The 22,360-nt window shown below is 71.6% G+C and carries 22 protein-coding genes; 11 read left to right on the forward strand and 11 right to left on the reverse strand.

Features of this window, described 5'->3' with window-relative positions; genetic code table 11:
- The first annotated feature begins 304 nt into the window (after positions 1-304).
- Both OG504_RS43025 and fxsA read left to right on the forward strand, forming a co-directional pair.
- Positions 305-1,117, forward strand: coding sequence for a polyprenol monophosphomannose synthase (locus OG504_RS43025; protein ID WP_393049403.1), 813 nt, complete (start codon positions 305-307; stop codon positions 1,115-1,117).
- Positions 1,118-1,189: 72 nt separating this feature from the next.
- Positions 1,190-1,747, forward strand: coding sequence for an FxsA family membrane protein (gene fxsA / locus OG504_RS43030; RefSeq protein ID WP_405994617.1), 558 nt, complete (start codon positions 1,190-1,192; stop codon positions 1,745-1,747).
- A 105-nt stretch (positions 1,748-1,852) separates the two neighbouring features.
- Here fxsA and OG504_RS43035 read toward each other — a convergent pair whose 3' ends face one another.
- From OG504_RS43035 to OG504_RS43050, 4 genes are all read right to left on the reverse strand, one after another.
- A complete protein-coding gene (locus OG504_RS43035; RefSeq protein ID WP_003977404.1) occupies positions 1,853-2,227 on the reverse strand; it encodes an RNA polymerase-binding protein RbpA in 375 nt (124 codons plus the stop codon).
- A gap of 255 nt (positions 2,228-2,482) precedes the next feature.
- A complete protein-coding gene (locus OG504_RS43040) occupies positions 2,483-3,832 on the reverse strand; it encodes an MFS transporter (protein WP_405994618.1) in 1,350 nt (449 codons plus the stop codon).
- A 40-nt stretch (positions 3,833-3,872) separates the two neighbouring features.
- The gene (locus OG504_RS43045) at positions 3,873-4,640 is read right to left on the reverse strand and encodes a glycerophosphodiester phosphodiesterase (RefSeq protein ID WP_019059661.1); all 768 of its coding nucleotides are present in this window, start codon (positions 4,638-4,640) and stop codon (positions 3,873-3,875) included.
- Complete coding sequence (locus OG504_RS43050) at positions 4,637-5,326, reverse strand: YitT family protein (RefSeq protein ID WP_405994619.1); 690 nt, start codon at positions 5,324-5,326, stop codon at positions 4,637-4,639. The genes OG504_RS43045 and OG504_RS43050 overlap by 4 nt, the downstream gene beginning before the upstream one ends.
- Before the next feature lie 64 nt (positions 5,327-5,390).
- Between OG504_RS43050 and OG504_RS43055 the strand changes: the two genes are divergently transcribed.
- Positions 5,391-6,890 carry a PLP-dependent aminotransferase family protein gene (locus OG504_RS43055; RefSeq protein WP_405994620.1) on the forward strand — a complete coding sequence of 500 codons (1,500 nt, stop codon included), beginning with the start codon at positions 5,391-5,393 and terminating at the stop codon, positions 6,888-6,890.
- A 69-nt stretch (positions 6,891-6,959) separates the two neighbouring features.
- On the opposite strand, the gene OG504_RS43060 is transcribed toward OG504_RS43055, so the two are convergent.
- Both OG504_RS43060 and OG504_RS43065 read right to left on the reverse strand, forming a co-directional pair.
- The gene (locus OG504_RS43060; protein ID WP_405994621.1) at positions 6,960-8,537 is read right to left on the reverse strand and encodes a hypothetical protein; all 1,578 of its coding nucleotides are present in this window, start codon (positions 8,535-8,537) and stop codon (positions 6,960-6,962) included.
- A 34-nt stretch (positions 8,538-8,571) separates the two neighbouring features.
- Entirely contained in the window at positions 8,572-8,766 is a 195-nt protein-coding gene (locus tag OG504_RS43065) for a hypothetical protein (RefSeq protein ID WP_019066471.1), read from the reverse strand.
- A gap of 256 nt (positions 8,767-9,022) precedes the next feature.
- Here OG504_RS43065 and OG504_RS43070 point away from each other — a divergent pair, with 256 nt between their 5' ends.
- The 5 genes from OG504_RS43070 to OG504_RS43090 all read left to right on the forward strand — a co-directional run bounded on the left by OG504_RS43070 (position 9,023) and on the right by OG504_RS43090 (position 14,454).
- Positions 9,023-9,415, forward strand: coding sequence for an ankyrin repeat domain-containing protein (locus OG504_RS43070; protein ID WP_033282360.1), 393 nt, complete (start codon positions 9,023-9,025; stop codon positions 9,413-9,415).
- A gap of 336 nt (positions 9,416-9,751) precedes the next feature.
- Entirely contained in the window at positions 9,752-11,170 is a 1,419-nt protein-coding gene (locus tag OG504_RS43075; RefSeq protein ID WP_405994622.1) for a HEAT repeat domain-containing protein, read from the forward strand.
- A gap of 139 nt (positions 11,171-11,309) precedes the next feature.
- Positions 11,310-12,437: a glycosyltransferase family 4 protein gene (locus OG504_RS43080; RefSeq protein WP_405994623.1), complete on the forward strand. Its 1,128-nt coding sequence runs from the start codon at positions 11,310-11,312 to the stop codon at positions 12,435-12,437.
- Entirely contained in the window at positions 12,434-13,597 is a 1,164-nt protein-coding gene (locus tag OG504_RS43085; protein WP_405994624.1) for a glycosyltransferase, read from the forward strand. Before OG504_RS43080 ends, OG504_RS43085 begins: the two co-directional genes overlap by 4 nt.
- Complete coding sequence (locus OG504_RS43090) at positions 13,594-14,454, forward strand: SGNH/GDSL hydrolase family protein (protein ID WP_405994625.1); 861 nt, start codon at positions 13,594-13,596, stop codon at positions 14,452-14,454. The genes OG504_RS43085 and OG504_RS43090 overlap by 4 nt, the downstream gene beginning before the upstream one ends.
- 13 nt (positions 14,455-14,467) lie before the next feature.
- Here OG504_RS43090 and OG504_RS43095 read toward each other — a convergent pair whose 3' ends face one another.
- The 5 genes from OG504_RS43095 to OG504_RS43115 are packed head-to-tail and all read right to left on the reverse strand — an operon-like array spanning position 14,468 to position 18,850.
- A complete protein-coding gene (locus OG504_RS43095; protein ID WP_405994626.1) occupies positions 14,468-15,337 on the reverse strand; it encodes a biotin-dependent carboxyltransferase family protein in 870 nt (289 codons plus the stop codon).
- Positions 15,334-15,951: an allophanate hydrolase subunit 1 gene (locus OG504_RS43100; RefSeq protein ID WP_405994627.1), complete on the reverse strand. Its 618-nt coding sequence runs from the start codon at positions 15,949-15,951 to the stop codon at positions 15,334-15,336. Before OG504_RS43100 ends, OG504_RS43095 begins: the two co-directional genes overlap by 4 nt.
- Complete coding sequence (locus tag OG504_RS43105; RefSeq protein WP_405994628.1) at positions 15,948-16,700, reverse strand: LamB/YcsF family protein; 753 nt, start codon at positions 16,698-16,700, stop codon at positions 15,948-15,950. The genes OG504_RS43100 and OG504_RS43105 overlap by 4 nt, the downstream gene beginning before the upstream one ends.
- A 12-nt stretch (positions 16,701-16,712) precedes the next feature.
- Complete coding sequence (locus OG504_RS43110; protein WP_405994629.1) at positions 16,713-17,534, reverse strand: putative hydro-lyase; 822 nt, start codon at positions 17,532-17,534, stop codon at positions 16,713-16,715.
- Positions 17,531-18,850 carry an MFS transporter gene (locus OG504_RS43115; protein WP_405994630.1) on the reverse strand — a complete coding sequence of 440 codons (1,320 nt, stop codon included), beginning with the start codon at positions 18,848-18,850 and terminating at the stop codon, positions 17,531-17,533. The genes OG504_RS43110 and OG504_RS43115 overlap by 4 nt, the downstream gene beginning before the upstream one ends.
- A gap of 169 nt (positions 18,851-19,019) precedes the next feature.
- Here OG504_RS43115 and OG504_RS43120 point away from each other — a divergent pair, with 169 nt between their 5' ends.
- The 3 genes from OG504_RS43120 (at position 19,020) to OG504_RS43130 (ending at position 22,345) form a co-directional block, all read left to right on the forward strand.
- Entirely contained in the window at positions 19,020-19,727 is a 708-nt protein-coding gene (locus OG504_RS43120; protein ID WP_405994631.1) for a GntR family transcriptional regulator, read from the forward strand.
- Between the two features lie 100 nt (positions 19,728-19,827).
- Entirely contained in the window at positions 19,828-21,354 is a 1,527-nt protein-coding gene (locus OG504_RS43125; RefSeq protein ID WP_405994632.1) for a hypothetical protein, read from the forward strand.
- A gap of 112 nt (positions 21,355-21,466) precedes the next feature.
- Complete coding sequence (locus OG504_RS43130; RefSeq protein ID WP_033282372.1) at positions 21,467-22,345, forward strand: hypothetical protein; 879 nt, start codon at positions 21,467-21,469, stop codon at positions 22,343-22,345.
- Positions 22,346-22,360: the final 15 nt, after the last annotated feature.

Here is a 22,360-nt window from a genome sequence, read left to right on the forward strand (position 1 = left end):
GCACCGTCACTGGGAGCCAGGCTCAGCGCCCGCGCCACGGCGAGGGAACGTTCCGGCCGGTCGGCTGGTGTGACCCGGGTGGGGCCCGGACGTCCAGTAGACAACGGCCTTGGTCGACCCGCAGCCGGCGGGTCCCAGGTCGGCCCGAAGGGCGCCGGGCCCCCATCCGCAGTACACAGGTGCCAAAAGGGGCAGTCTTACCCCGTTCTTGTCGAATCGACACCACCGTACGAACGACGTGGCACGTCATCGCAGGCCGCGGCCACTATGGTGGACGCCTGCGTACGGACATGAAGGGGCAGCAGTGAACGACGGCGACGGAGCCCTCGCGGCACAGGCCCAGGGGCGGAAGTTCGGCCCGCTCGGCACGGCCTTGGTGATCATCCCGACCTACAACGAGGCGGAGAACATCAAGTCCATCGTCCGTCGGGTGCGGCAGTCGGTCCCCGAGGCTCATGTCCTCGTGGCGGACGACAACAGCCCCGACGGCACCGGCAAGCTGGCCGACGAGCTGGCGGCCGAGGACGAACAGGTCCAGGTACTGCACCGCAAGGGCAAGGAAGGCCTCGGCGCCGCCTACCTGGCGGGCTTCCACTGGGGCATGGACAACGGCTACGGCGTCCTCATCGAGATGGACGCCGACGGCTCCCACCAGCCCGAGGAGCTGCCCCGGCTGCTCACCGCGCTCAAGGGTGCTGACCTGGTGCTCGGTTCCCGCTGGGTGCCCGGCGGCCGGGTGGTGAACTGGCCGAAGTCCCGCGAGTTCATCTCCCGCGGCGGCAGCCTCTACTCGCGCGTGGCCCTCGACCTGCCGCTGCGCGACATCACCGGCGGCTACCGAGCCTTCCGCCGCGAGACCCTCGAAGGCCTCGGCCTGGACGACGTGGCCTCCCAGGGCTACTGCTTCCAGGTCGACCTGGCCCGCCGCGCCGTCCGGGCCGGCTACCACGTCGTCGAGGTCCCCATCACCTTCGTGGAGCGCGAACTCGGCGACTCCAAGATGAGCCGCGACATCCTCGTCGAGGCCCTGTGGCGGGTCACGACATGGGGCGTGGGCGAGCGCGTCGGCAGACTCCGCGGCCGCGGGAACCCCGGGAGAAAGCCTTCACAGCCGTAGCCCTGCGACGTCACAGGCCTCGTTGATCGTCCGCTTATCCCGCACTGAGCCGGGCCCAGGCACACTGGACGTATGACGACTGGCGCACCCACCCCTTCCTCCGCCGCCCGGCCTCCGCGTTCCCGGCTGCGTACGTTCCTGCCGTTGGGCATCGCCGTGTGGCTGGTGCTGGAGATCTGGCTGCTGACGGTGGTCGCGGGCGCGTCGAGCGGTCTCACGGTCTTCCTGCTGCTGCTCGCCGGGTTCGTGCTCGGTGCCGTGGTGATCAAGCGGGCGGGCCGACGGGCCTTCCAGAACCTGAGCCAGGCCGTGCAGCAGGGCACCGCCCCGGCCAGCGGCGGTGGCAGCGGCCTGATGATGCTCGGCGGCCTGCTGCTGATGATCCCCGGGCTGATCTCGGACGCCCTGGGCCTGCTCCTGCTGATTCCGCCGGTCCAGAAGGCGCTGGCGCGCTACGCGGAGCGCGTGGTCGAGCGGAAGCTCGGCAAGGCCGCCCCCGGCACCCTCGGAGACGCCTTCCAGCAGGCCCGTATGCACCGCCCGGACGGCAAGGTCGTCCAGGGCGAGGTCATCCGGGACGAACCCGCAGGAGACGCCCCGCAGGGCCCGCGCCCGCCGCTCACCGGCTGACCCGGTCGCGGACAGGCAAAAGCGCGGGCGCCGTACAGATTCGTACGGCGCCCGCGCTTACTTGCTTTGTGCCTTGTGCGGTAGAACCGCTCCGCACCTTCAGGACTAGGCCGACTTGCGGCTGTCCCTCGGGTGAACCGCGATATTCATCGCGCCGGAACGGAGAACGGCAAGACGCTCCTCGAGGACCTCTTCGAGTTCCTCGCGGGTGCGCCGCTCCATCAGCATGTCCCAGTGGGTACGCGCGGGCTTGGCCTTCTTTTCCTCAGGGCCGTCGCCGTCGACGAGGAGTGCCTGGGCCCCGCAGACCTTGCACTCCCACTCCGGCGGGATCTCCGCCTCGACCGAGAAGGGCATCTCAAAGCGATGTCCCTTCTCGCATGCGTACTCCACGGCCTGGCGTGGTGCCAGGTCGATACCGCGGTCCGTCTCGTAGCTGGTCACCACGAGGCGCGTGCCGCGAAGAGCTCGCTCACTCATGAATCGTGCCTCCCGGGCTTGTCGCCCACAGGACAGGTGTCGCTGTCGTCGTCATCCGGTCAACGTCCGGTCGGCGGTAAAGATTCCCGTACGGGGTCATGCGTCGCCGTCGTAGCCGCCCCTTGTTGTACCCACCAGCGCCCGGTTTGTCACATCTACTAGCAGATGTCACCTAGCGATTCGTCATCTTTGACGCGCAGTAACGGTACGCCAGGCAGGCCAAACGCGTACACTACCGCCCTTTCGCCTCCAGCGCTAAATCCTCTCGGGAAGAGGATTCCCCGCGTCGCTGATCGCCCGCGCCACCGGAACCCGCGCGAGCAGCACGAATCCCACCACGAAGAAGACCACCAGGGAGATGATCGCGTCCCGATAACTTCCGGTCAGCTGGTAGGTCACCCCGAACAGAAGCGGGCCCAGCCAGCTCATGCCCCGATCGCTCATCTCGTACGCCGAGAAGTACTCGGCCTCTTTCCCTGGCGGTACGAGATGCGAGAACAGGGACCGGGACAGCGCCTGGCTGCCGCCCAGGACGAGGCCGATCCCGGCGGCGAGCACGAAGAACCAGACGGGCGCGCCGGCGGGCAGGAAGTACCCGGCGGCCAGTGTCACCGTCCACGCGATCAGCGAGCCGAGAATCGTCCGCTTGGCCCCGTACGTCCGGGCGAGTCGCCCCATGCCGAGCGCGCCCGCCACCGCGAGCACCTGGACCATCAGGACGGCCGTGATGAGCGTGGACTGGCTCAGGCCCAGCTCCTCCGAGCCGTACACGGATGCCTGGGAGATCACCGTCTGGATGCCGTCGTTGTAGATCAGATAGGCGAACAGGAAGGACAGGGTGAGCGGTTTGCCGCGCATGTCCCGGACGGTCGCCGCGAGCTGCCGCCAGCCCTGCGCCGTCGGCGCCTCGGACGGCGTACGGCCGCGGTCACGCAGCCGTTTCAGCGGTACGAGGGTGAAGGCGCCCCACCAGATTCCGGCCGAGGCGAGACAGATGCGCACGGCCATCGACTCGGAGAGGCCGAACGAGTCGTGGGCGGTGAACAGGATCAGGTTCAGGACGAGGACCAGGGAGCCCGCCGCGTAGCCGAAGGCCCAGCCGCGGGAGGAGACCGCGTCGCGCTCCTCCGGAGGCGCGATCTGCGGAAGGTAGGAGTTGTACACGACCATCGAGACGGCCACGGAGGAGTTGGCGACGATCAGCAGGAAGCCGCCCAGGAGATAGCGGTCGCCGTCCAGGAAGAACAGGCCCGTGGTCGCCGTCGCGCCCACGTAGGCGGCGAGCGCCAGAAGAGGCTTCTTGCGGCCCGTGCGGTCGGCCGCGGCGCCCGCGAGGGGCATGACCAGGATCGACACGATGACGGACGCGGAGACGGTGTAGGCGAAGAAGGATCCCGCCCGGATCGGTATCCCGAGGGGATGCACAAACCCGTCCGGGTCCGCCGCCGACTTCGCGACCGAGGTCAGATAAGGGCCCAGGAACACGGTGAGCACGCTCGTCGAGTAGACGGAGCAGGCCCAGTCGTAGAAGTACCAGCCGCGTTGTTCGCGCCGCCGTTCGTCGGCCTCGTCGGCCGGCTGTGATCGCAGGGTGTCGGTACCCACCCGTGCCCTCGCTTCCGCGTGAACGCGTCGCCTTGGGGGCTCAGGCCCAGACGCCCCGCTCCACCATGACCTCGCGCAGTGTGTCGATGTGATCGGTCATGATGCCATCGACGCCCAGGTCAAGGAGCCGGTGCATGCGATCCGCCTCGTTGATGGTCCACACGTGGACCTGCACCCCGCGCGCGTGGGCGGCGCTCACGAAGCGCCGGTCAACGACGGGGACGCCCGACTGCTCCTCGGGCACCTGTGCGGCGACCGCCGAGCGGCGCACCGGAAGGGGCGCGCCCCAGGACCGCAGCCGCAGATTCAGCACCCCGCGCGTGCCGAACGACGTGGCCAGGCGCGGCCCTGCCAGGTGCTGGGCGCGGACCACGCGCTTCTCGGAGAACGAGCCGACGAGGACGCGGTTCCAGGAGTCGGTGCGCTCCAGGAGGTCCAGGAGAGGGCGGAGCGCCGGCTCCGCCTTGATGTCGACGTTCCAGCGCACCTCGGGGAAGGTCTCCAGCAACTCTTCGAAGAGGGGCACCGGTTCCTTGCCCGCCACGCGCGCGTGGCTCACGTCCGACCAGAACAGGTCCGCGATCCGCCCGGCGCCGTCGGTGACCCGGTCCAGGGTCTCGTCGTGGAAGGCGACGAGTTTTCCGTCCGCCGTGGCGTGGACGTCGGTCTCGATGTACCGGTAGCCCAGTTCCACCGCGCGGCGGAACTGGAACACCGTGTTCTCCAGGCCGTCCGCCGCCCCGCCCCGGTGGGCGAAGGGGATGGGGCCGGGGTGGTCGAGGTACGGATGACGTATGAGCGTGGTCACCTGGGCAGTATCGCCCGTTCCGGTGACCCGGTGGCTACGACCGTGCTGCCGCCGGATGCCGACGGGGCGGCGAACACGCGCAGGAACAGCTGGGCCAGCGGTCCGATCGCCAGGGCGTACAGCAGAGTGCCGATGCCGACGGTGCCGCCGAGCGCGAAGCCGGTGGCCACGACCGCGACCTCGATCGCCGTCCGCATCAGGCGGATCGACCGGCCCGTGACCCGGTGCAGCCCGGTCATCAGCCCGTCGCGCGGCCCCGGTCCGAAGTTCGCGGAGATGTAGAGCCCGGTGGCTGCCCCGTTGAGCAGGATGCCCACCAGGAGCAGCGGAATCCGTACGGCCAGACCGTGCGCGTCGGGGACCAGGGCGAGGGTGCCGTCCATGGCCAGGCCGACCACGAACACGTTGGAGACCGTGCCGAGGCCGGGGCGCTGGCGCAGGGGGATCCACAGGAGCAGCACCGCCGCGCCCACGATGATCGAGACGACGCCGATCGTCAGGCCGGTGAGTTCGGCGAGGCCCTGGTGCAGCACGTTCCAGGGCTCCAGGCCCAGGCCCGAGACGACCAGGAGTGCCGAGCTGGCGCCGTAGAGCGCGAGTCCGACGTAGAGCTGGGCCAACCGTCGGCCGAGACGGTTCCGCGTGGACAAAGAAGGCTCCCTGGTGGTCGTAGTGGCCTGATGCATGACACTCTGTGGCTTGAGAACGAATGGCATCCATGGCCAATTCTGGGAAGGTGGACTGGTTTCCATGGCTCAGTGGACCTCGGCGATGGGCGCCGCGCAGCTGGCCCGGCTGCTCAACTCCCAGCAGGACCGGCCGGCCGGGCCCGGCACCCGCCGACCGCCCGCCTACCGCGCGCTCGCGGACGGCATCCGCCTGCTCGTGCTGGAGGGGCGTGTCCCGGTGGCCGCCCGGCTGCCCGCCGAGCGGGAGTTGGCGCTCGCGCTGTCCGTCAGCCGTACCACCGTCGCCGCCGCCTACGAGGCGCTGCGCACCGAGGGGTTCCTGGAGTCCCGGCGCGGGGCGGGCAGTTGGACCGCCGTACCGGCCGGAAACCCGCTCCCCGCACGCGGGTTGGAGCCGTTGCCCCCGGAGGCGCTCGGTTCGGTGATCGACCTGGGCTGCGCCTCCCTGCCCGCGCCCGAACCGTGGCTCACCCGGGCCGTGCAGGGTGCCCTGGAGGAGCTGCCGCCGTACGCCCACACGCACGGCGACTACCCGGCCGGGCTGCCCGCGCTGCGCGCGATGATCGCCGAGCGGTACACCCTGCGCGGGATTCCGACGATGCCCGAGCAGATCATGGTGACGACCGGCGCGATGGGTGCCATCGACGCCATCTGCCATCTCTTCGCGGGGCGCGGCGAGCGGGTCGCCGTCGAGTCGCCCTCCTACGCCAACATCCTCCAGCTGATGCGTGAGGCGGGGGCGCGGCTGGTGCCCGTGGCGATGGCCGACGGGCTCTCCGGCTGGGACATGGACCGCTGGCGTCAGGTGCTGCGCGACGCCGCGCCCCGGCTCGCGTACGTCGTCGCCGACTTCCACAACCCGACCGGCGCCCTCGCCGACGACGACCAGCGGCGCCAGCTCGTCGACGCGGCCCGCTCGGCCGGCACCGTGCTAGTCGCCGACGAGACGATGACCGAGCTGTGGCTGGACGAGGGTGTCGACATGCCGAGGCCCGTCTGCGGCTTCGACCCGGCCGGCTCGACGGTGATCACCGTCGGCTCCGCCAGCAAGGCCTTCTGGGCGGGCATGCGCATCGGCTGGGTCCGCGCGGCCCCCGACGTCATCCGCAGCCTGGTCGCCGCCCGCGCCTACGCCGACCTCGGCACCCCCGTGCTGGAACAGCTCGCCGTCAACTGGCTGTTCAGCACCGGAGGTTGGGAACAGGCCGTGGACATCCGTCGTGCACAGGCCCGCGAGAACCGGGACGCGCTCGTCGGCGCGCTGCGGCGACAGCTGCCCGACTGGGAGTTCGAGGTGCCCAAGGGCGGGCTCACGCTCTGGGTGCGCACCGGCGGACTGTCGGGCTCACGGCTCGCCGAGATGGGGGAGCGGGTGGGCTTGCGGGTCCCGTCCGGGCCGCGCTTCGGCGTCGACGGGGCCTTCGAGGGGTATGTGCGGCTGCCGTTCACCGTGGGCGGAGCGGTGGCCGAGGAGGCGGCGGTACGACTGGCCGCGGCGGCCCGGCTGGTGGAGAACGGCGTCACCGGGGGCGGCGATTCGCCGCGCACCTTCGTGGCGTAGCCGAGTCTCCGGGTGCCCGGTTCCGGCGCGGGCGGGCGACTCCCGGCCGCCCGCGCCGACCCCGGGCTCCTACGAAGTTTCCGCCACGGCGGCCTCCACCACCGCTTCCGTCGCCACCGTCTCCTCCGCGTCCGCCGGTGTCGTGCGCGGCGGGAGCAGGGCGAGGACCGCCTGGCGGTGCGCGTCGTTCGTCGCGTCGTCGTACGGGTCCGGGGTCGCCGGGACCTGAAGGCGGTGGACGGGGCCGCTGCCGAGGCGGGCGTAGCCGCGGCCCGGGGGGACCTGGGCGATCGGTGTGGTGTGCGGGGGAGCGCCCAGGACCGCCTCCAGTTGGGCGGCGGTGGCGGGGCCGAGGACGACACGCGCGCGTGTGTGTTGTCGTACGGCGTCGCTGAGGGTGTCCGCGCTGTCGAACTGGTCGGCCACCACCACTGTGACGTTGGCCGCGCGGCCGTGCCGGAGGGGGACCTGGAGCAGGGACTGGGGGTCCTTGTAACCGTCGGCCGTCGCCACGTGGGCGAAGGCGCTCGGGCGGTCCAGGATGATCCACAGGGGGCGCCTGGTGTCGTCCGGTGCCGGCTGGCCCGACTGGCGGGCGCGGTTGGCCGCGATCAGCCGGCGTTCCGTCTCGTGGGCGGCCCACTCCAGGCTGGCCAGGGCTCCGGCCAGCCCGCACTCGACCGCGAGGACCCCGTCCCGGCCGGTGAGGCACGCGTACTCGCCGGTGCCGCCGCCCTCGACGATCAGGACGTCGCCGTACTGGAGTGCCTGTAGGGCGATCGAGCGCAGCAGGGTGGACGTGCCGCTGCCGGGCTGGCCCATGACCAGCAGGTTCGGCTCGGTGGAGCGGACGCCGGTGCGCCAGACGACCGGCGGGACGTCGCGCTGTTCCTCACCGTGGGTGAGGGGGAGGGTGCGGTGGACCTGGGTCGGGTCGGTGAAGCCGAGGACGGTCTCGCCGGGGGCGGTGACGAAGCGCTGGGCGGCGATGTCGGTGGGGAGCGGGGCGAGGACGCCGATCGTGAGCTGGTTGCCCTCCTCGTCCCACGCGAAGTGGTACTCCCGGCCGCGGCCGGACTTCGCGGTGAGCAGCTGCTCGATCCGCGCGCGGGAGTCGGCCTCGCCGTCGGTGAAGTACGCCGGATAGCGGACGACCAGATGGGAGATCCGGCCCGCGCCGTCGAACTCGTAGGCGGGGAAGGCCTTCTCCCAGTCTCCGCCGTGGGCGAACAGGGGCGCCGGGTCCTCGGCGGCCGAGAAGTAGGGCACCAGCGCCTCGTAGAGGGACTGGAGGCGCTGGGTCTGGGACTCGTCGGGCCCTTCGGGCGCCGGCGGGGTGCGGTCCCGGCCCTGCCATGCCGCCGCCGCCATCAGGGTGATGGCGGCGAGCAGCGGGCCGTACGGGACCAGGGCCACGACCAGGATCACCGAGGCGACCAGGAAAAGCAGCGGCCCGCGCTTGTCCTTGGGGGTCTCGGCCCATCTGCGCCGGCCGGCGGATGCCAGCCGGCGCAGACCCTTGGTGATCGTGATCACTGGATGGAGGACATCGGTGGCGCTGTCGGCCGCCGTCCGGGCCAGCTCCCGGCTCCGGGCGATCTGGGCGGTGCCGTTGCTCAGGATGCGGGGGAGGGGGCGCCGGGCCACTGCTGTCTCCTGAAGGTCCGTACGGGTGGTTGCGTCAGAACTTGATGCCGCCGAGGAGGCTCGCCAGGCTCTCGCCGCCGGCCTTGATGCTCGGCGCGATGGCCGTGCTGGCCATGTAGAAGCCGAAGAGCGCGGCCACGATGGCGTGGGAGGCCTTGAGTCCGTCCTTCTTGAAGAAGAGGAAGACGATGATGCCGAGAAGGACGACGCCTGACATGGACAAGATCATTTGAGCTCTCCTGGTTCGTGGGGACAGTCACCATGAGTTGTTCCAGGATCACAGGATGTATCCATACGATAAAAGGTGCAAGTGGGTGAATTTCGGCGAATTTCCCTCGGATGGCGGAGCGCATTCGGGCCGTCTGAGCAGGGGTTTCACCTGTGTCGGGCCCAGTGGTGATCTTTGCCTCGGCGGGGGCCGGTCATGTGTCTGCGGAGCCAGTACGCTGGCGATTCACCCGTACTAGTGAGAGGCGGTCAGGCCGATGAGTGAAGCCCCCGACCCCGAGGTCGTGGAGTTCGCGACCAAGATCTTCGATCTGGCCCGCCAGGGCGGGACCGAGGCGCTGGTCGCCTACGTGGACGCGGGTGTCCCGGCCAACCTCACGAATGACCGCGGCGACTCCCTGGTGATGCTCGCCGCGTACCACGGGCACGCGGACGCCGTACGGGCCCTGCTGGCGCGGGGCGCCGAGGCCGACCGGATCAACGACCGGGGCCAGACGCCGCTCGCCGGAGCCGTCTTCAAGGGCGAGCAAGAGGTGATCGAGGTCCTCCTGGAGGCCGGCGCCGATCCGGCCGCGGGCACCCCGTCGGCGGTCGACACGGCCCGGATGTTCGCCAAGGCCGAGCTGCTGGAGCTGTTCGGCGCGCACTGACACGCGGCCCGTCGGCAGCAAAGACGGGCCTGCTGACCAGGTACGACACGGAAAACGGGGGAAAACGGGGGAAGGCAGCACGGCGCCGCCCGAAATTTCGGTCGCGGCATCGAGAACTGCCGGGTCATCATGACGTCGTGATTTACGGACGCGATGGCTGGGCAGGTGTTGCCGCACCGCGCGGGCCGTAGTTGCGGCCCGCATGGGCCACCTACGAGAGGCAGAGGAAAATGGTCTACAGCAAGCAGGAAACGGCGGGCGCCCCGACGTGTTGTCACGCGGCCAGGTAGTGCACGTCCCCCGGTTGCGTCGACGCTTGATGTGAGGCTGTTTCCCATGTTCGATCCGGTCATAGCGCCCAGCGGTACGCTGCTCGGCCTGCTTCAGCGGGGCCGCGGCGACGGCACACTGCACGCGCTCACCGCCCCCCGTGCCGAGGCACTCGCGGCACTGAACCACTGTGTGCTGCGCGACCCCCGCCACGACTGGCAGGTGGAGAACCGCTCCCTGTACTACGCCCGTCTGTACCTCGACCTGGGCGGCGACCTGGACGCCGTAGAGGCCCACCTCTTCGACACCGAGGACGTCCTCGACACCGAGGAGTCACGCACAGGCCTCGCGCTCGCCGTCCTAGGGCACCTCGCCTCCTACGGCAGGCGGGACGCGCTCCTCCTGCTGCGCAGGTACGCGGCCTCCGGCAGCAACTGGGCCTGGGCGCTGGACGAGCTGGCGCTCAGGGACGACGACGCGGGCCTGCGCGCCCTCGCCGCCCCGGTGCTGGCGCGGTTCCCGGCCGACCCCGAGGGCGAGGCCGAACTGGCCACCGCCGTGCGCGACGCCTTCGAGCCCCGGCCCTGGCGGCTGTGGGCCGAGGATCCACGCGAATCGATCGCCACGCGCGTGCGTGCCGCCCAGGAGGCCGGCTGCTTCGACCTCTGGCAACGCCAGATGCGACCAACCGGGCCCCGTCCGGGGTGGAGCGTGCGAGCGGTGTTCGAGTGGGCCCAACAGGGCCTCGAACGCGGAGCCGCGCTGCATGTCCCCGCCGCCCGCTGTCTCACCGCCGTCGCGGGCCCCGAGGACCGGCCCGAGATCGTCGAGGCCGCCAAGGACGGCGGCGAGGGCGCCCGCTGCACCGCCCTGCGCTATCTCGCCGACAGCAACGATCCCGAAGCCCTCCCCCTCATCGAACGCGCGGTGGCCACCGGCCCGGCACCCGTCGTGGAGGCCGCCGTCGACGCCTTCGAACGGATGCGGTCCGTCGCCGCCGTCGACCGGGCCCGCGGCTGGGCCCGCCGCCCCGATCCGCTCGGCGCCGCCGCAGGACGCATGCTCGCCTGCCGGGGCGGAGCCCAGGACAGCGACCTCGTCCTCGGTGCCCTCAGGGAGGCCGTCATGGGCGAAGGACCCGACGCCCCCACCCTGTGGACCCTCGTCGACGGCGCCGGACGCCTCGGCATCGCCTGCGCCGCCCCCGTCCTGCGCCATGTGTACCGCGAGACGGCCTCGTCCCATCTGCGCGGCCGGGCCGCCCGCGCCCTGGCCGCCACCGACCCCTCCTACCCCACCGGCTTCGCCGTCGAGTGCCTCTGGGACTGCGAGGAGACCACCCGCGAGATCGCCGCCCGGCACGCCGAGACCGCCGACGCCCGTGTCGTGGAGCAGCTCCGCAGGCTCGCCGCCGACCCGGCCGAGGAAGCGGAAGTCCAGACAGCCGTACGGAGCCGGATCGGGCCCGACGCCCCCGCAGTGTGAACGTGGGATGACCCGCGGGTCAGACGCGCATGGACGCCGTCTGACCTGCTCGGGTGTGCAGCGCAACGCTCATGGGACGTTCACCGTTCGCATAGATCGACGTTGACGCGGGCACGTCCAGCGGGGCGAGAACACGGGTATGCGTGTCGTCATCGTGACCGAATCCTTTCCCCCCGATGTGAACGGCGTGGCCCACTGCGCGCTCCAGACCGCCCGGCACCTCGTGGATCGCGGTCATCATCCGCTCGTCGTCGCGCCGGCCACCTCGGCCGGTCCCGGGCCCGACGCCGAGTCGCCGTGCCCCGTCATCCGTGTCCCCTCCCTACCGCTCCCGGGCTACCCCCAGGTCCGCGTCGCCCTCCCCAGCCGACGCGTCGCCGCGGCCATCACCGAACACCGCGCCGACATCGTGCACCTGGCCAGCCCCTTCATCCTCGGCGTCCGCGGCATGGCCGCCGCCGCGCGGCTCGGCATCCCCGCCGTCGCCGTCTACCAGACCGACCTCGCCGGCTACGCCCGTACGTACGTCGGTGCGGGCGAGGCCACCGCCTGGCGGCGCATCCGCTCCGTGCACGCCGCCGCCGACCGCACCCTCGCGCCCTCCAGCGCGGCCCTGGGCGACCTGGAGGCACACGGCGTGCCCCGGGTCCGCCTCTGGCCGCGAGGCGTCGACACAGAGCGTTTTCGCCCCGAGTACCGGGACGAGGCGCTGCGCCGCGAACTCGCCCCGAACGGCGAACTGCTCGTCGGCTACGTCGGCCGGCTCGCCCCCGAGAAGCAGATCGAACTCCTCGCCGGAACCTGCGGCCTCCCGGGCGTCCGTGTCGTGGTCGTCGGCGACGGACCCAGCCGGCCGCACCTCGACGAGGCGCTGCCGGGCGCGGTCTTCCTCGGCCGGCGTACCGGCGACGAGCTCGCCCGTATCTTCGCCTCGTTGGACATATTCGTGCACACCGGACCTTTTGAGACCTTCTGTCAGACCGTCCAGGAAGCCATGGCCAGCGGCGTCCCCGTCGTCGCGCCCGCCGCCGGCGGCCCGCTCGACCTGGTCGCCCACGGGCGCACCGGGTTCCTCTTCCCGCCGCGCGACGAGGCCGCCGTGACGGACGCCGTGCGGACCCTGGCCGCCGATCCCGCACTGCGCGCCGAGTACGGCACCGCCGCGCGGGCCATGGTCGAGGGCCGCACCTGGGCGGCCGTCGGCGACCAGTTGATCGCGCACTACGGCGATGTCCTCGCCGCGCGCAAGGTGGTGGTGGCGGCATGAACACCGCCGCGCTGCGGATCGTCCGCCTCGCCAACTTCGTGGCCCCCTCCTCCGGGGGGCTGCGCACCGCCCTGCGCGAGCTGGGCAAGGGCTTCAAGGAGGCCGGACACGATCCCGTCCTCATCGTGCCCGGCGAACGCCACACCGACCGCGAGACCGAGCAGGGCCGGGTCATCACCCTGCCCGGGCCGCTGCTCCCCGGCACCGGCGGCTACCGCGTCCTCGCCGACAAGCGGCGCGTGGCCACCCTCCTGGAGCAGCTCGCCCCGGACCGCCTGGAGGTCTCCGACCGTACGACCCTGCGCTGGACCGGCAAGTGGGCCAGGCGGGCCCGCGTCCCCGCCGTGATGGTGTCCCACGAGACCGCCGACGGCGTCCTGCGCACCTGGGGCCTGTCGGAGAACATGTCCCGGCGCACCGCCGACGCCCTCAACGTCCGTACGGCGCACACCTACGCGCGCGTGGTGTGCACCACGGAGTTCGCCGAGCGGGAGTTCGTCCGCATCGGCGCCCGTAATGTCGTACGGGCTCCGCTGGGCGTCGACCTGGTGGGGCGCAGCCCGGCGCTGCGGGACCCGGTGGTACGCGCGGACTACGCGCGCGTGGACCAGGTTCTGCTGGTGACCTGCACCAGGCTCTCCGTGGAGAAGAAGCCCGGCACGGCGCTCGACGCCCTGGAGGCGCTGGTACGGCGCGGGCGGCGGGCGGTTCTCGTGGTCGCCGGGGACGGTCCGCTGCGGGCCCGGCTCGAACAGCGGGCGCGGGAGCGCGGGTTGCCGGTCACCTTCCTCGGGCACGTCTCCGACCGGCGGCTGCTCGGCGCGCTCCAGGCCTCCGCCGACGTGTGCCTGGCACCCGGGCCCGCCGAGACCTTCGGGCTCGCCGCGCTGGAGGCCATGGCCTGCGGCACGCCCGTGGTGGCCAGTGCCTCGTCCGCACTGCCCGAGGTCATCGGCTCCGCCGGCGCCACGGCCGCGGACAACGGGCGGGCCTTCGCGGACGCCGTCGACATGCTGCTCGAACGCTCCGAAGTGGAGCGCCGCGAGATCGCACGCGCGCGTGCCGAGTGTTTCGGCTGGCACACGGCGGTCGACGCGTTCCTCGCCGCCCATGACGCGGATGTTCCGGTCCGGCGGTTCGTGCCCGGAGGCGTGGCATGAGAACGGTCCGTTTCGTCGCCCTCGGTGACTCGCTCACCGAGGGCGTGGGCGATCCCGTCGGCGAGGCGTGGCGCGGTTGGGCCGCGCTGCTCGCCGGCGGGCTGGCCGAACAGCCCGAGGGGTCCGTGGAGTTCACGAACCTCGCGGTCAGCGGGGCGCAGACGCGGGACGTGCTGGAACGGCAGACCCCGGCCGGGCTCGCCCTGAACCCGGACGTCGTGTCCGTCGTCATAGGCGTCAACGACACCCTGCGCTGCACCTTCGACATCCAGGCCGTGGCTGCCCGCCTCGACGAGGTCTACGCGGCCTTCACGGCACAGGGCGCGACCCTCCTCACGGCCTGTCTGCCCGACCCGGGCGCGATGCTCGGCCTCCCGGGCGCGCTGGCCCGCCCGCTCGCCCGACGGCAGCGAGCCGTCAACACCGTGGTGCACGCGCTCTCCGAGCGGTACGGCGCCGTGCATCTGCATGCGGCGGAGGGCGAGTGGATCATGGGCCGAGAGATCTGGAGCGCGGACCGGCTGCACCCCAGCGAGCGGGGGCATCGCCAACTGGCGCTCCGTTTCCATGCGTTGCTCACCGAGGAGGGTGTGGCCTCGGGGGTCGCGCCGTCGCCCGAGGCCGAGTTCCCGGTTCCCACCCGGTCGGCCAGTCTGGTGTGGCTGGCGACCGCGGGCACCGGGTGGGTGGCCCGCCGCTGCACCGACCTGTTGCCGCAGCTCCTGAGGCTGGCCGCCGACGAGATGCGCCACCGCGCGCGGGGCACGAGCGCGCGCCTCGACCTGAGCGCGTCCCACGCCGTGTCGATGGCGCTCGCCTCGCTGTCGGTGCGGCAGGAGCAACCGGACGCCGCATAGGGCGTCCGGGGCCTCAGCGGCGCCGTACGGCCACGAAACGGACAGGGGTTCCGGGCACCGCCTGAGCGGCGGCCGGGAGGTCCGTGGGGCGGACGACGGCGATCACCGGGTAGCCGCCGGTGGTCGGATGGTCGGCGAGGAAGACCACGGGGCGGCCGTCCGGTGGGACCTGGACGGCACCGAGGACCATGCCCTCGCTGGGGAGTTCACCGGTGAGGGCCCGTTCCAGGGCGGGCCCCTCGGTGCGCAGCCCGATGCGGTTGCTCGCCGAGGACACCCGGTACGCGCGTGACGTGAACGTGCGGACGGCCTCCGGTGCGAACCAGTCGTCGCGGGGCCCCAAGGTCACTCGCAGGACGAGTTCGACCGGGGGGCGCGGCTGCGGGGCGACGTCCACGCACGCGTGGCGGCTCATCGGGGATCCCAGCGGCAGTATGGCGCCGTTCGTGAGCGGCGCCGGACCGAGCCCCGACAGCAGGTCCGTGGAGCGGCTGCCGAGCACCGGCTCTACCCCGACCCCACCGGCGAAGGCGACGTAGGACCGCACTCCGGAGACCGCTGTTCCGATGTCCAGGAGCGCCCCGGCGGGCACGTGCACGGGTGCTCCCCAGGCGACCGGCCGTCCGTCCACCGTGACCGGGCAGGGGGCGCCGCCGACGGCCACGAGGATTGTTGAACGAGGCCGTACGGCACAGCCGTTGAGGGTCGTCTCCAGGACGGCCGCCTCGGGCGGATTGCCGACCAGCCGGTTGACGAGCGCCGCCGCGGGCCCGTCGAGCGCCCCGGAACGCGGCACCCCCAGGTGCGCGTGCCCGGGCCGTCCCAGGTCCTGCACGGTGGTCAGGGCCCCGGCCCGTACGACGGCGAAGGCGCTGTCCGTCATACGTCCGCCACCGGGACGAAGCGCACGCGCGTGCCCGGCGACAGCAGCGCGGCGGGCACGCGCGCGGTGTCCCACAGGACCGCGTCCGTCGTGCCGATGAGCTGCCAGCCGCCGGGTGAGGCACGGGGATACACGCCGGTGTACGGGCCCGCCAGTCCGACGGCACCGGCGTGGACGGCCGTGCGCGGGGTGGCCCGGCGCGGGACGTCGTAGCGGGCCGGGAGGCCGGTGAGGTAGCCGAAGCCGGGGGCGAACCCGCAGAAGGCGACGCGGAATTCGGTGGCCGCGTGGATGCGGGCCACCTCTCGCTCGGGGACGTCCCACAGGGCGGCGACATCGGCGAGGTCGGGGCCGTCGTAGCGCACCGGGAGTTCGACCACCTCACCCGCGCGTGGGGGAGCGGGGGGTACCTCGGAGGCGGCGAGTTCGGAGGCCAGCCGGGCCGGGTCGTCGAGGCCGTCGAGGAGGACCGTGCGGGCGGCCGGGACGATCTCGCGGACGGTGAGCAGGCCCTCCGCGCGGCGTCGCAGCAGTTCCGCGTGGACGGCCTGGGCCTCCTCCCCGGAGGCGACCTCGACGAGCAGCGCGCTGTCGCCGACGGGCAGCGCCCTCATGCGAAGGCCTCCACCCGGACACCCGACTCGAGGAGCCGTGCGCGGACCCTGCGGGCCAGGTCGACCGCGCCGGGCGTGTCCCCGTGCAGGCACAGGGAGCGGGCCCGTACCTCGATGCGCGCCCCGGAGAGCGCGTCGACCGTCCCGGAGCGGGCCAGGCTCAGCGAGCGCTCCACGACGGCCTCGGGGTCGGTGACCACCGCGCCGTCCCGGCCGCGTGGCACGAGGGTGCCCTCGTCGGTGTAGGCGCGGTCCGCGAACGCCTCCGTGACGGTCGGCAGCCCGGCCTTCGCGGCCAGGTCGAGCACGACCGAGCCGGGCAACCCGAGCACGGGCAGCGAGGCGTCGGCCAGGAGCACGCCTTCGATCACCGCGGCGGCCTGCTCCGGGTCGTGCACGATCCGGTTGTAGAGCGCGCCGTGCGGCTTGACGTACGACACGCGCGTGCCCGCCGCCCGAGCGAACACCTCCAAGGCGCCGATCTGGTACGCCACTTCGGCCGCCAGCTCGGCGGACGGCACGTCCATCGCGCGCCGCCCGAACCCCGCCAGGTCCCGGTAGGACACCTGCGCGCCGACCCGTACCCCGCGCTCGGCGGCCAGCTCGCACACCCGCCGCATCGTGACCGGGTCCCCGGCGTGGAAACCGCAGGCCACATTGGCGCTCGTGACGACGGACAACAGCTGCTCGTCGTCGGTGAGATGCCAGCGGCCGAAGCCCTCGCCGAGGTCGGCGTTCAGATCGATCATCATCTCTCCTGGTCAGGCGACGCGGTACTGCTCGTCGCGGGCGTCGGTGACGAACATCTGGCCCGGCGCGTGGGTGATGGCGAACGGCGGGCGGGAGGCCATCACCGCGGCCTGCGGGGTCACTCCGCAGGCCCAGAACACCGGGATGTCGTCCGGCGCGGCGTCCACCGGATCACCGAAGTCCGGACGGCCGAGGTCCGCGATGCCGAGCCCCGAGGGATCGCCGCAGTGTACGGGGCTGCCGTGCACCGCCGGGAGCAGCGCCGTCTCCCGGATCGCCGTCGCCAGGTGCTCCGGCGGCACCGGGCGCATCGACACCACCATCGGGCCGTGCAGCCGCCCCGCAGGGCGACACGGGCGGCCGGTCACGTACATCGGGACGTTGCGGCCCTGCTCGATGTGCCGGATCGGGACACCCGCCTCGCTCAGCGACCACTCGAAGGTGAAGCTGCACCCGATCAGGAACGACACCAGGTCGTCGCGCCAGTACGCCCGCACGTCCGTCGGCTCGTCCGTCAACTCGCCGTCCCGCCACACCCGGTAGCGCGGCAGATCGGTGCGCAGGTCCGCGCCGTCCGCGAGAACCGTCTCCCAGGAGCCCGCGTCCGTGACGTCGAGCACCGGACAGGGCTTCGGGTTGCGCTGGCAGAACAGCAGCATGTCGTAGGCCCAGTCGGCGGGCACCGAGATCAGGTTGACCTGGGTGTGGCCCGCCGCGACCCCGGCCGTGGGACCTGTCAGCCCGGCCCGGAAGCGGGCCCGGGCGGAACGCGGGCTCCACGCGTGCGCGTACTCGTCGACGAGGGTCAGGGGGCGGTCCTCCGTGCGGTTCACGCCAGTTCCTTTCCGCGCGTCTCCGGCAGTCCCAGGAGCGCCAGCGCCGCGATGCCGTAACCGATGGCTCCGAAGACGAGCGCTCCGCCCACACCCCAACTGTCGGCCAGGAAGCCCACCAGGGTCGGGAAGACGGCGCCCACCGCGCGGCCCGTGTTGTACGTGAAGCCCTGTCCCGTGCCGCGCACCGCCGTCGGATACAGCTCGCTCAGGTACGAGCCGAAGCCGCTGAAGATCGCCGACATGCAGAACCCGAGCGGGAAACCGAGCACCAGGAGAAGCGTGTTGGAGCCGATGGGGATGTGCGTGTACGCCAGGATGCAGATCGCCGAGAGCAGCGCGAAGAGCCAGATGTTGCGCTTGCGGCCCAGTACGTCGGTGAGGTAGCCGCCGGTCAGGTAGCCCAGGAAGGCGCCGGAGATCAGGAAGGTCAGATAGCCGCCGGTGCCGACGACCGACAGGCCGCGCTCCGTCTTGAGGTAGGTCGGCACCCAGGTGGCGAGGGTGTAGTAGCCGCCCTGGACGCCGGTGGAGAGCAGGCCCGCGAAGACCGTCGTGCGCAGCAGGCCCGGAGACTCGGCCGTGCCCGGCTTGAAGATCGCCGCGAACGAGCCCTTCTGGGGGTTCTGCTCGCGCACGGCCGTCGCCTCCGGGGCGTCGTGCACCCGGCGCCGCACCCAGAGCACCAGCAGCGCGGGCAGCGCGCCGGTCCAGAACATCACCCGCCAGGCCAGGTCGTCGCCGAGGAACGAGAAGACCAGCGTGTAGACCACCGCCGCCAGCGCCCAGCCCACCGCCCAGGAACTCTGGACCGCGCCGAGCGTACGGCCGCGGTGCTTCGCGCTCGCGTACTCGGCGACCAGGATCGCGCCGACCGCCCACTCGCCGCCGAAACCGAGCCCCTGGAGGGCGCGGAACACCAGCAGGGTCTCGTAGTTGGGTGCGAAACCGCAGGCCACCGTGAAGACGGCATAGGTGATCACCGTGATCATCAGGGCCTTCACGCGGCCCACCCGGTCGGCGAAGACGCCCGCCACGGCGCCGCCGACCGCGGAGACGACCAGCGTGACCGTGGTGAACAGGCCGGTCTGGCCGCTGTCCAGGCCGAAGTACGCGGCCAGCGCCACCATGCTCAGCGGCAGCGTGAAGTAGTCGTAGGAGTCCAGGGCGTAGCCGCCGAACGCGCCGGCGAAGGCGCGGCGGCCGTTCGGACCGAGCGCGCGCAGCCAGGCCAACGCGCCGTCGTCGGCGGTGAGTTCATCCGTGTCCGGATGTACGCCGGTGACCGGGGCCTGAGGTGGAGGGGTCGTGCTCATGGGCACCTCGCAGAGGGAGGACGGAGGGTGCTGGGAGTGAGCAGTGCCGTGCGGAAGCCGTCGGCGCCGGGGTGAGCGGTGGCGCCATGTCGAGAAAGGTAGAGGATCGTTGAACGATCCTTCAATACCCATGTTGTTTCGTTCTTGTATCTGCGGTTGAATTCCGGGCATGGCAGAGCAGATGGCGGGACTGGCCGACGACCGCGCCCTCCTGGGCCGTACGAGCACCGCGGAACGCGTCTCGGACATCCTCAGGAGCCGTATCGCGGAGGGCTATTTCCCGCCGGGCACGCGGCTCTCGGAGGACAGCATCGGCGGGGCGCTCGGTGTGTCGCGCAACACACTCCGTGAGGCGTTCCGGCTGCTCACCCATGAGCGGCTGCTCGTCCACGAGTTGAACCGGGGCGTCTTCGTCCGGGTCCTGAGCGTCGAGGACGTCGAGGACATCTACCGCACCCGCCGCCTCGTCGAGTGCGCCGTCGTCCGCGGACTGGGCGAGCCGCCGTACGCCCTCGAACAGCTCGCCTCGGCCGTCACGGAAGGGCAGTTGGCGTCCGTCGAAGATGACTGGAAAGGCGTGGGTACGGCCAACATCCACTTCCACCGGGAACTCGTCGCCCTCGCCGGCAGCGCCCGCACCGACGAGCTGATGCGCAGCGTCTTCGCCGAACTCCGGCTCGCCTTCCACCTCGTGGACGACCCGAGGGCGCTCCACGAGCCGTACCTCCAGCGCAACCGCCTGATCCTCCAGGCACTCCAGGCGGACGATCCCGCCGAGGCCGAGAAACTGCTCGCGGTCTACCTCGACGACTCGCTCGAACGGGTCGTCGACGCGTACCGGCGGCGGGTCCGCGAGGACGGCACGGCGCCCGACTGAGGACGGCACGGCGCTCGACCGACTCGCACACACGGCTGAGGCGGTAGTCGCTTCTGCGTCGTTTGGGTCGTTGTCAGACCGAGGACCTAGTCTGTGCACCGTGACTTCGCCTGCATCGACGGACAGCGTTCCGCCCCAGTTCAGCGCGGGGCCGCGCCCCGCCCCGGGCCCGGCCGCCGACGAGGGACTGGCGCGGCGACTGCGCGCGCTCGCCTGCACCGCGCCGCTGCACGACCTCGATGTACGCAAGGCCAACCTGGCCGGCGAGTACTCGGTCTACGGCATGGCCGAGGTGGCCCTCGCCGCCATCGACCTGGTCACTCTGAACATGGACTTCGACACGGGTGCCGACCACGACCAGATAGTGGCCAGGCTCATCCCGCGCATCGCCGCCCAGGCCCCGCAGCGCCCCGTCGTCGAGCACGAGCGCGTGGCCCGCTGGGTCCTGGAGAACCTGATCAACGTCGGCAGCGTCGACCGCGGCTTCCGCACGGTCTACGGCACGTTCGCCCAGGACGGCACGTATGTGCGCCGGGACTACGACTTCAAGTTGATCGAAGAGGTTCCCGGCTACGGCGGCAGCGTGTACCTCCGTACGACGGACGAGGCTGTCAACGTCCTCGTGGGGGCCCTCGACACCGACGTCACCAGTGCGCAGATCGCCGCCGAGGTGAAGCTGGAGGTGCTGATCAGCCGCGGTCGGCTCGCCGACGCGCAGCTCGCCGCGGAACAGGCGCGGTACCGGACCGTGCAGTACTCGGAGACGCTCCGGCGTGCGCTGGACGCCACGCGACGCAACGTCCGCGCGGTGGACTGGCTCAACTCCGTGCCGGACATGATCGCCGAGGCCCTCGATCACGTGGCTGATCGGTATCGCCACGAGAACGCGATCCTGACGAATATCCGTAAGGCCCGTGACGAGTCCGAGGACGCCGAACAGAAGCGGCGGGCGGCCGAGTTGGTCGACATCGTGAAGGACTGCATCCGGCGGCACACGCAGCTTCAGTCGCGCCTTCTGGAGGCCGGGCCGCTGTTCCGTGCGGAGCAGGATCGACAGGCCTTCGCCACGCCGATGACCACCTCGGGGATCGACCTCTACGGGCATCTCGTCTCGCCTGTTCTGCCGTTGCCTCTGGAGTCGGCGATCCGGGTCACTGACGCGTTCTTCGCTCGCGGGACCGGGTTGCGTACGCCGGTGTCCGTCCGGGTGGGGGATCTGGTCGACATACTGCTGACGCCGCCTGCCGAGCGGGAGCATCTCGGGGCGGAGATGCCTGAGCCGGATCTGATCGCCACGCCGGATGACAGTCGGTTCAGCGAGGAGCAGCTGGCGGCGGCCATGGAGTTGCTTGATCTGCCTGCGGATGCGCCTCGGAGGTTGTCGGGGTTGCTTGCGGATGCGCGGCGTCAGGATGCGGAACTTCCTTATCTGGTTGCCCTGTTGGCCGTGCATGCGGCGAGTCCGCCTGTTGGTACGGCCTATCGGCAAGGGGAGCCGAAATTGTTGTTCGCCGTGGACGACGGGACCGAGTTGGACGATCCCGAGTTCGGTGGGGCCGATCTCATCGTTGGGATGGCTCTGTTGGACGCGGTCGGGATGGCTGCGGGACGGAGTGAGGCGGCGTGATGGATCGGTTGTCGTTCGCGTGCGGGTCCGCTGTGGCTGGTCGCGCAGTTCCCCGCGCCCCTGAAGGGGCGCCTGTCCTCAACCTTGTATGGAAGACCAAGGAGTTGCAGTCGTGAGTGAGCAGGGCGAATGGAGTGAACCGGAGGTTGCCGCCCCCGCGGTGAGTGCTGCTGTCACGCCTGCCGATGCTGCCGACGCGGCTCGTCTCGTCGCGTTTGGGTTGCAGCCGAAGTTGCAGCCCGCGCGGGATCAGGAGTACGCGGAACTGCTCCGTCGCTACCGGGAGGACTCGCCGTTCGCCCGGCTCGCCGACGCCGTTGCCGCTGGCCTCGGGCTGGTCGTTCTGGAGGTGTCCCCGCGCGCGGGGATGGCCGTGACTGCCGCCGAAGACTCCGTGTTCGCCGTCCGCATGGGGGACTATGCGCGGCGTACGGCCGCCGACTCCGGGGACCGGTTCCTGCATGGGCTCGCGCATCTTGCCGTCGCCGCCATGGCGTTTCCGCGGCCCGAGGATCTTGCCGACGACGGGTACATCGGGCGCGTCACGGTCAACGGCGTCGACGCCTTCGTGCGGCAGGCCTGTCGGCGGTTGGAGGAGCGGGCCGACGAGCAGGGCATGAACACGGACCCGGCCACCGACGCGCCCGGTCTGGAGGCCGCGTGGCGGATCTGGGTCAGACGCAGCGCGACCGGAGCCACCAAGGACGCCCGGAGACTGGCCGGTTCGACCACCGGGATCGTCGGCAAGGCGGCAGCCTTCCTCACCGACTCCGGGTTCCTGCAGCGCACCGGCGACGACAACGGCGGGACCTATCGCACGACCGCCCGTTATCAGCTCCAGGTACGTGACATGGCCGGAAGCGCCGCCATGGCCGAGCTGTTGGAGCTGGGCGTCGTCCCGGTCACCGACGGCACCGCGAGCCTGATGCCCGCCGAGGACACCGAGGATCTGGAGCTGGTGGCCGACGCCGGGCTGCCGTTCCACTCCTGAGATCCCTCAGCTCCT

The organism is Streptomyces sp. NBC_00986 (assembly GCF_045162565.1).
In the GTDB taxonomy this organism is placed as follows: Bacteria; Actinomycetota; Actinomycetes; order Streptomycetales; family Streptomycetaceae; genus Streptomyces.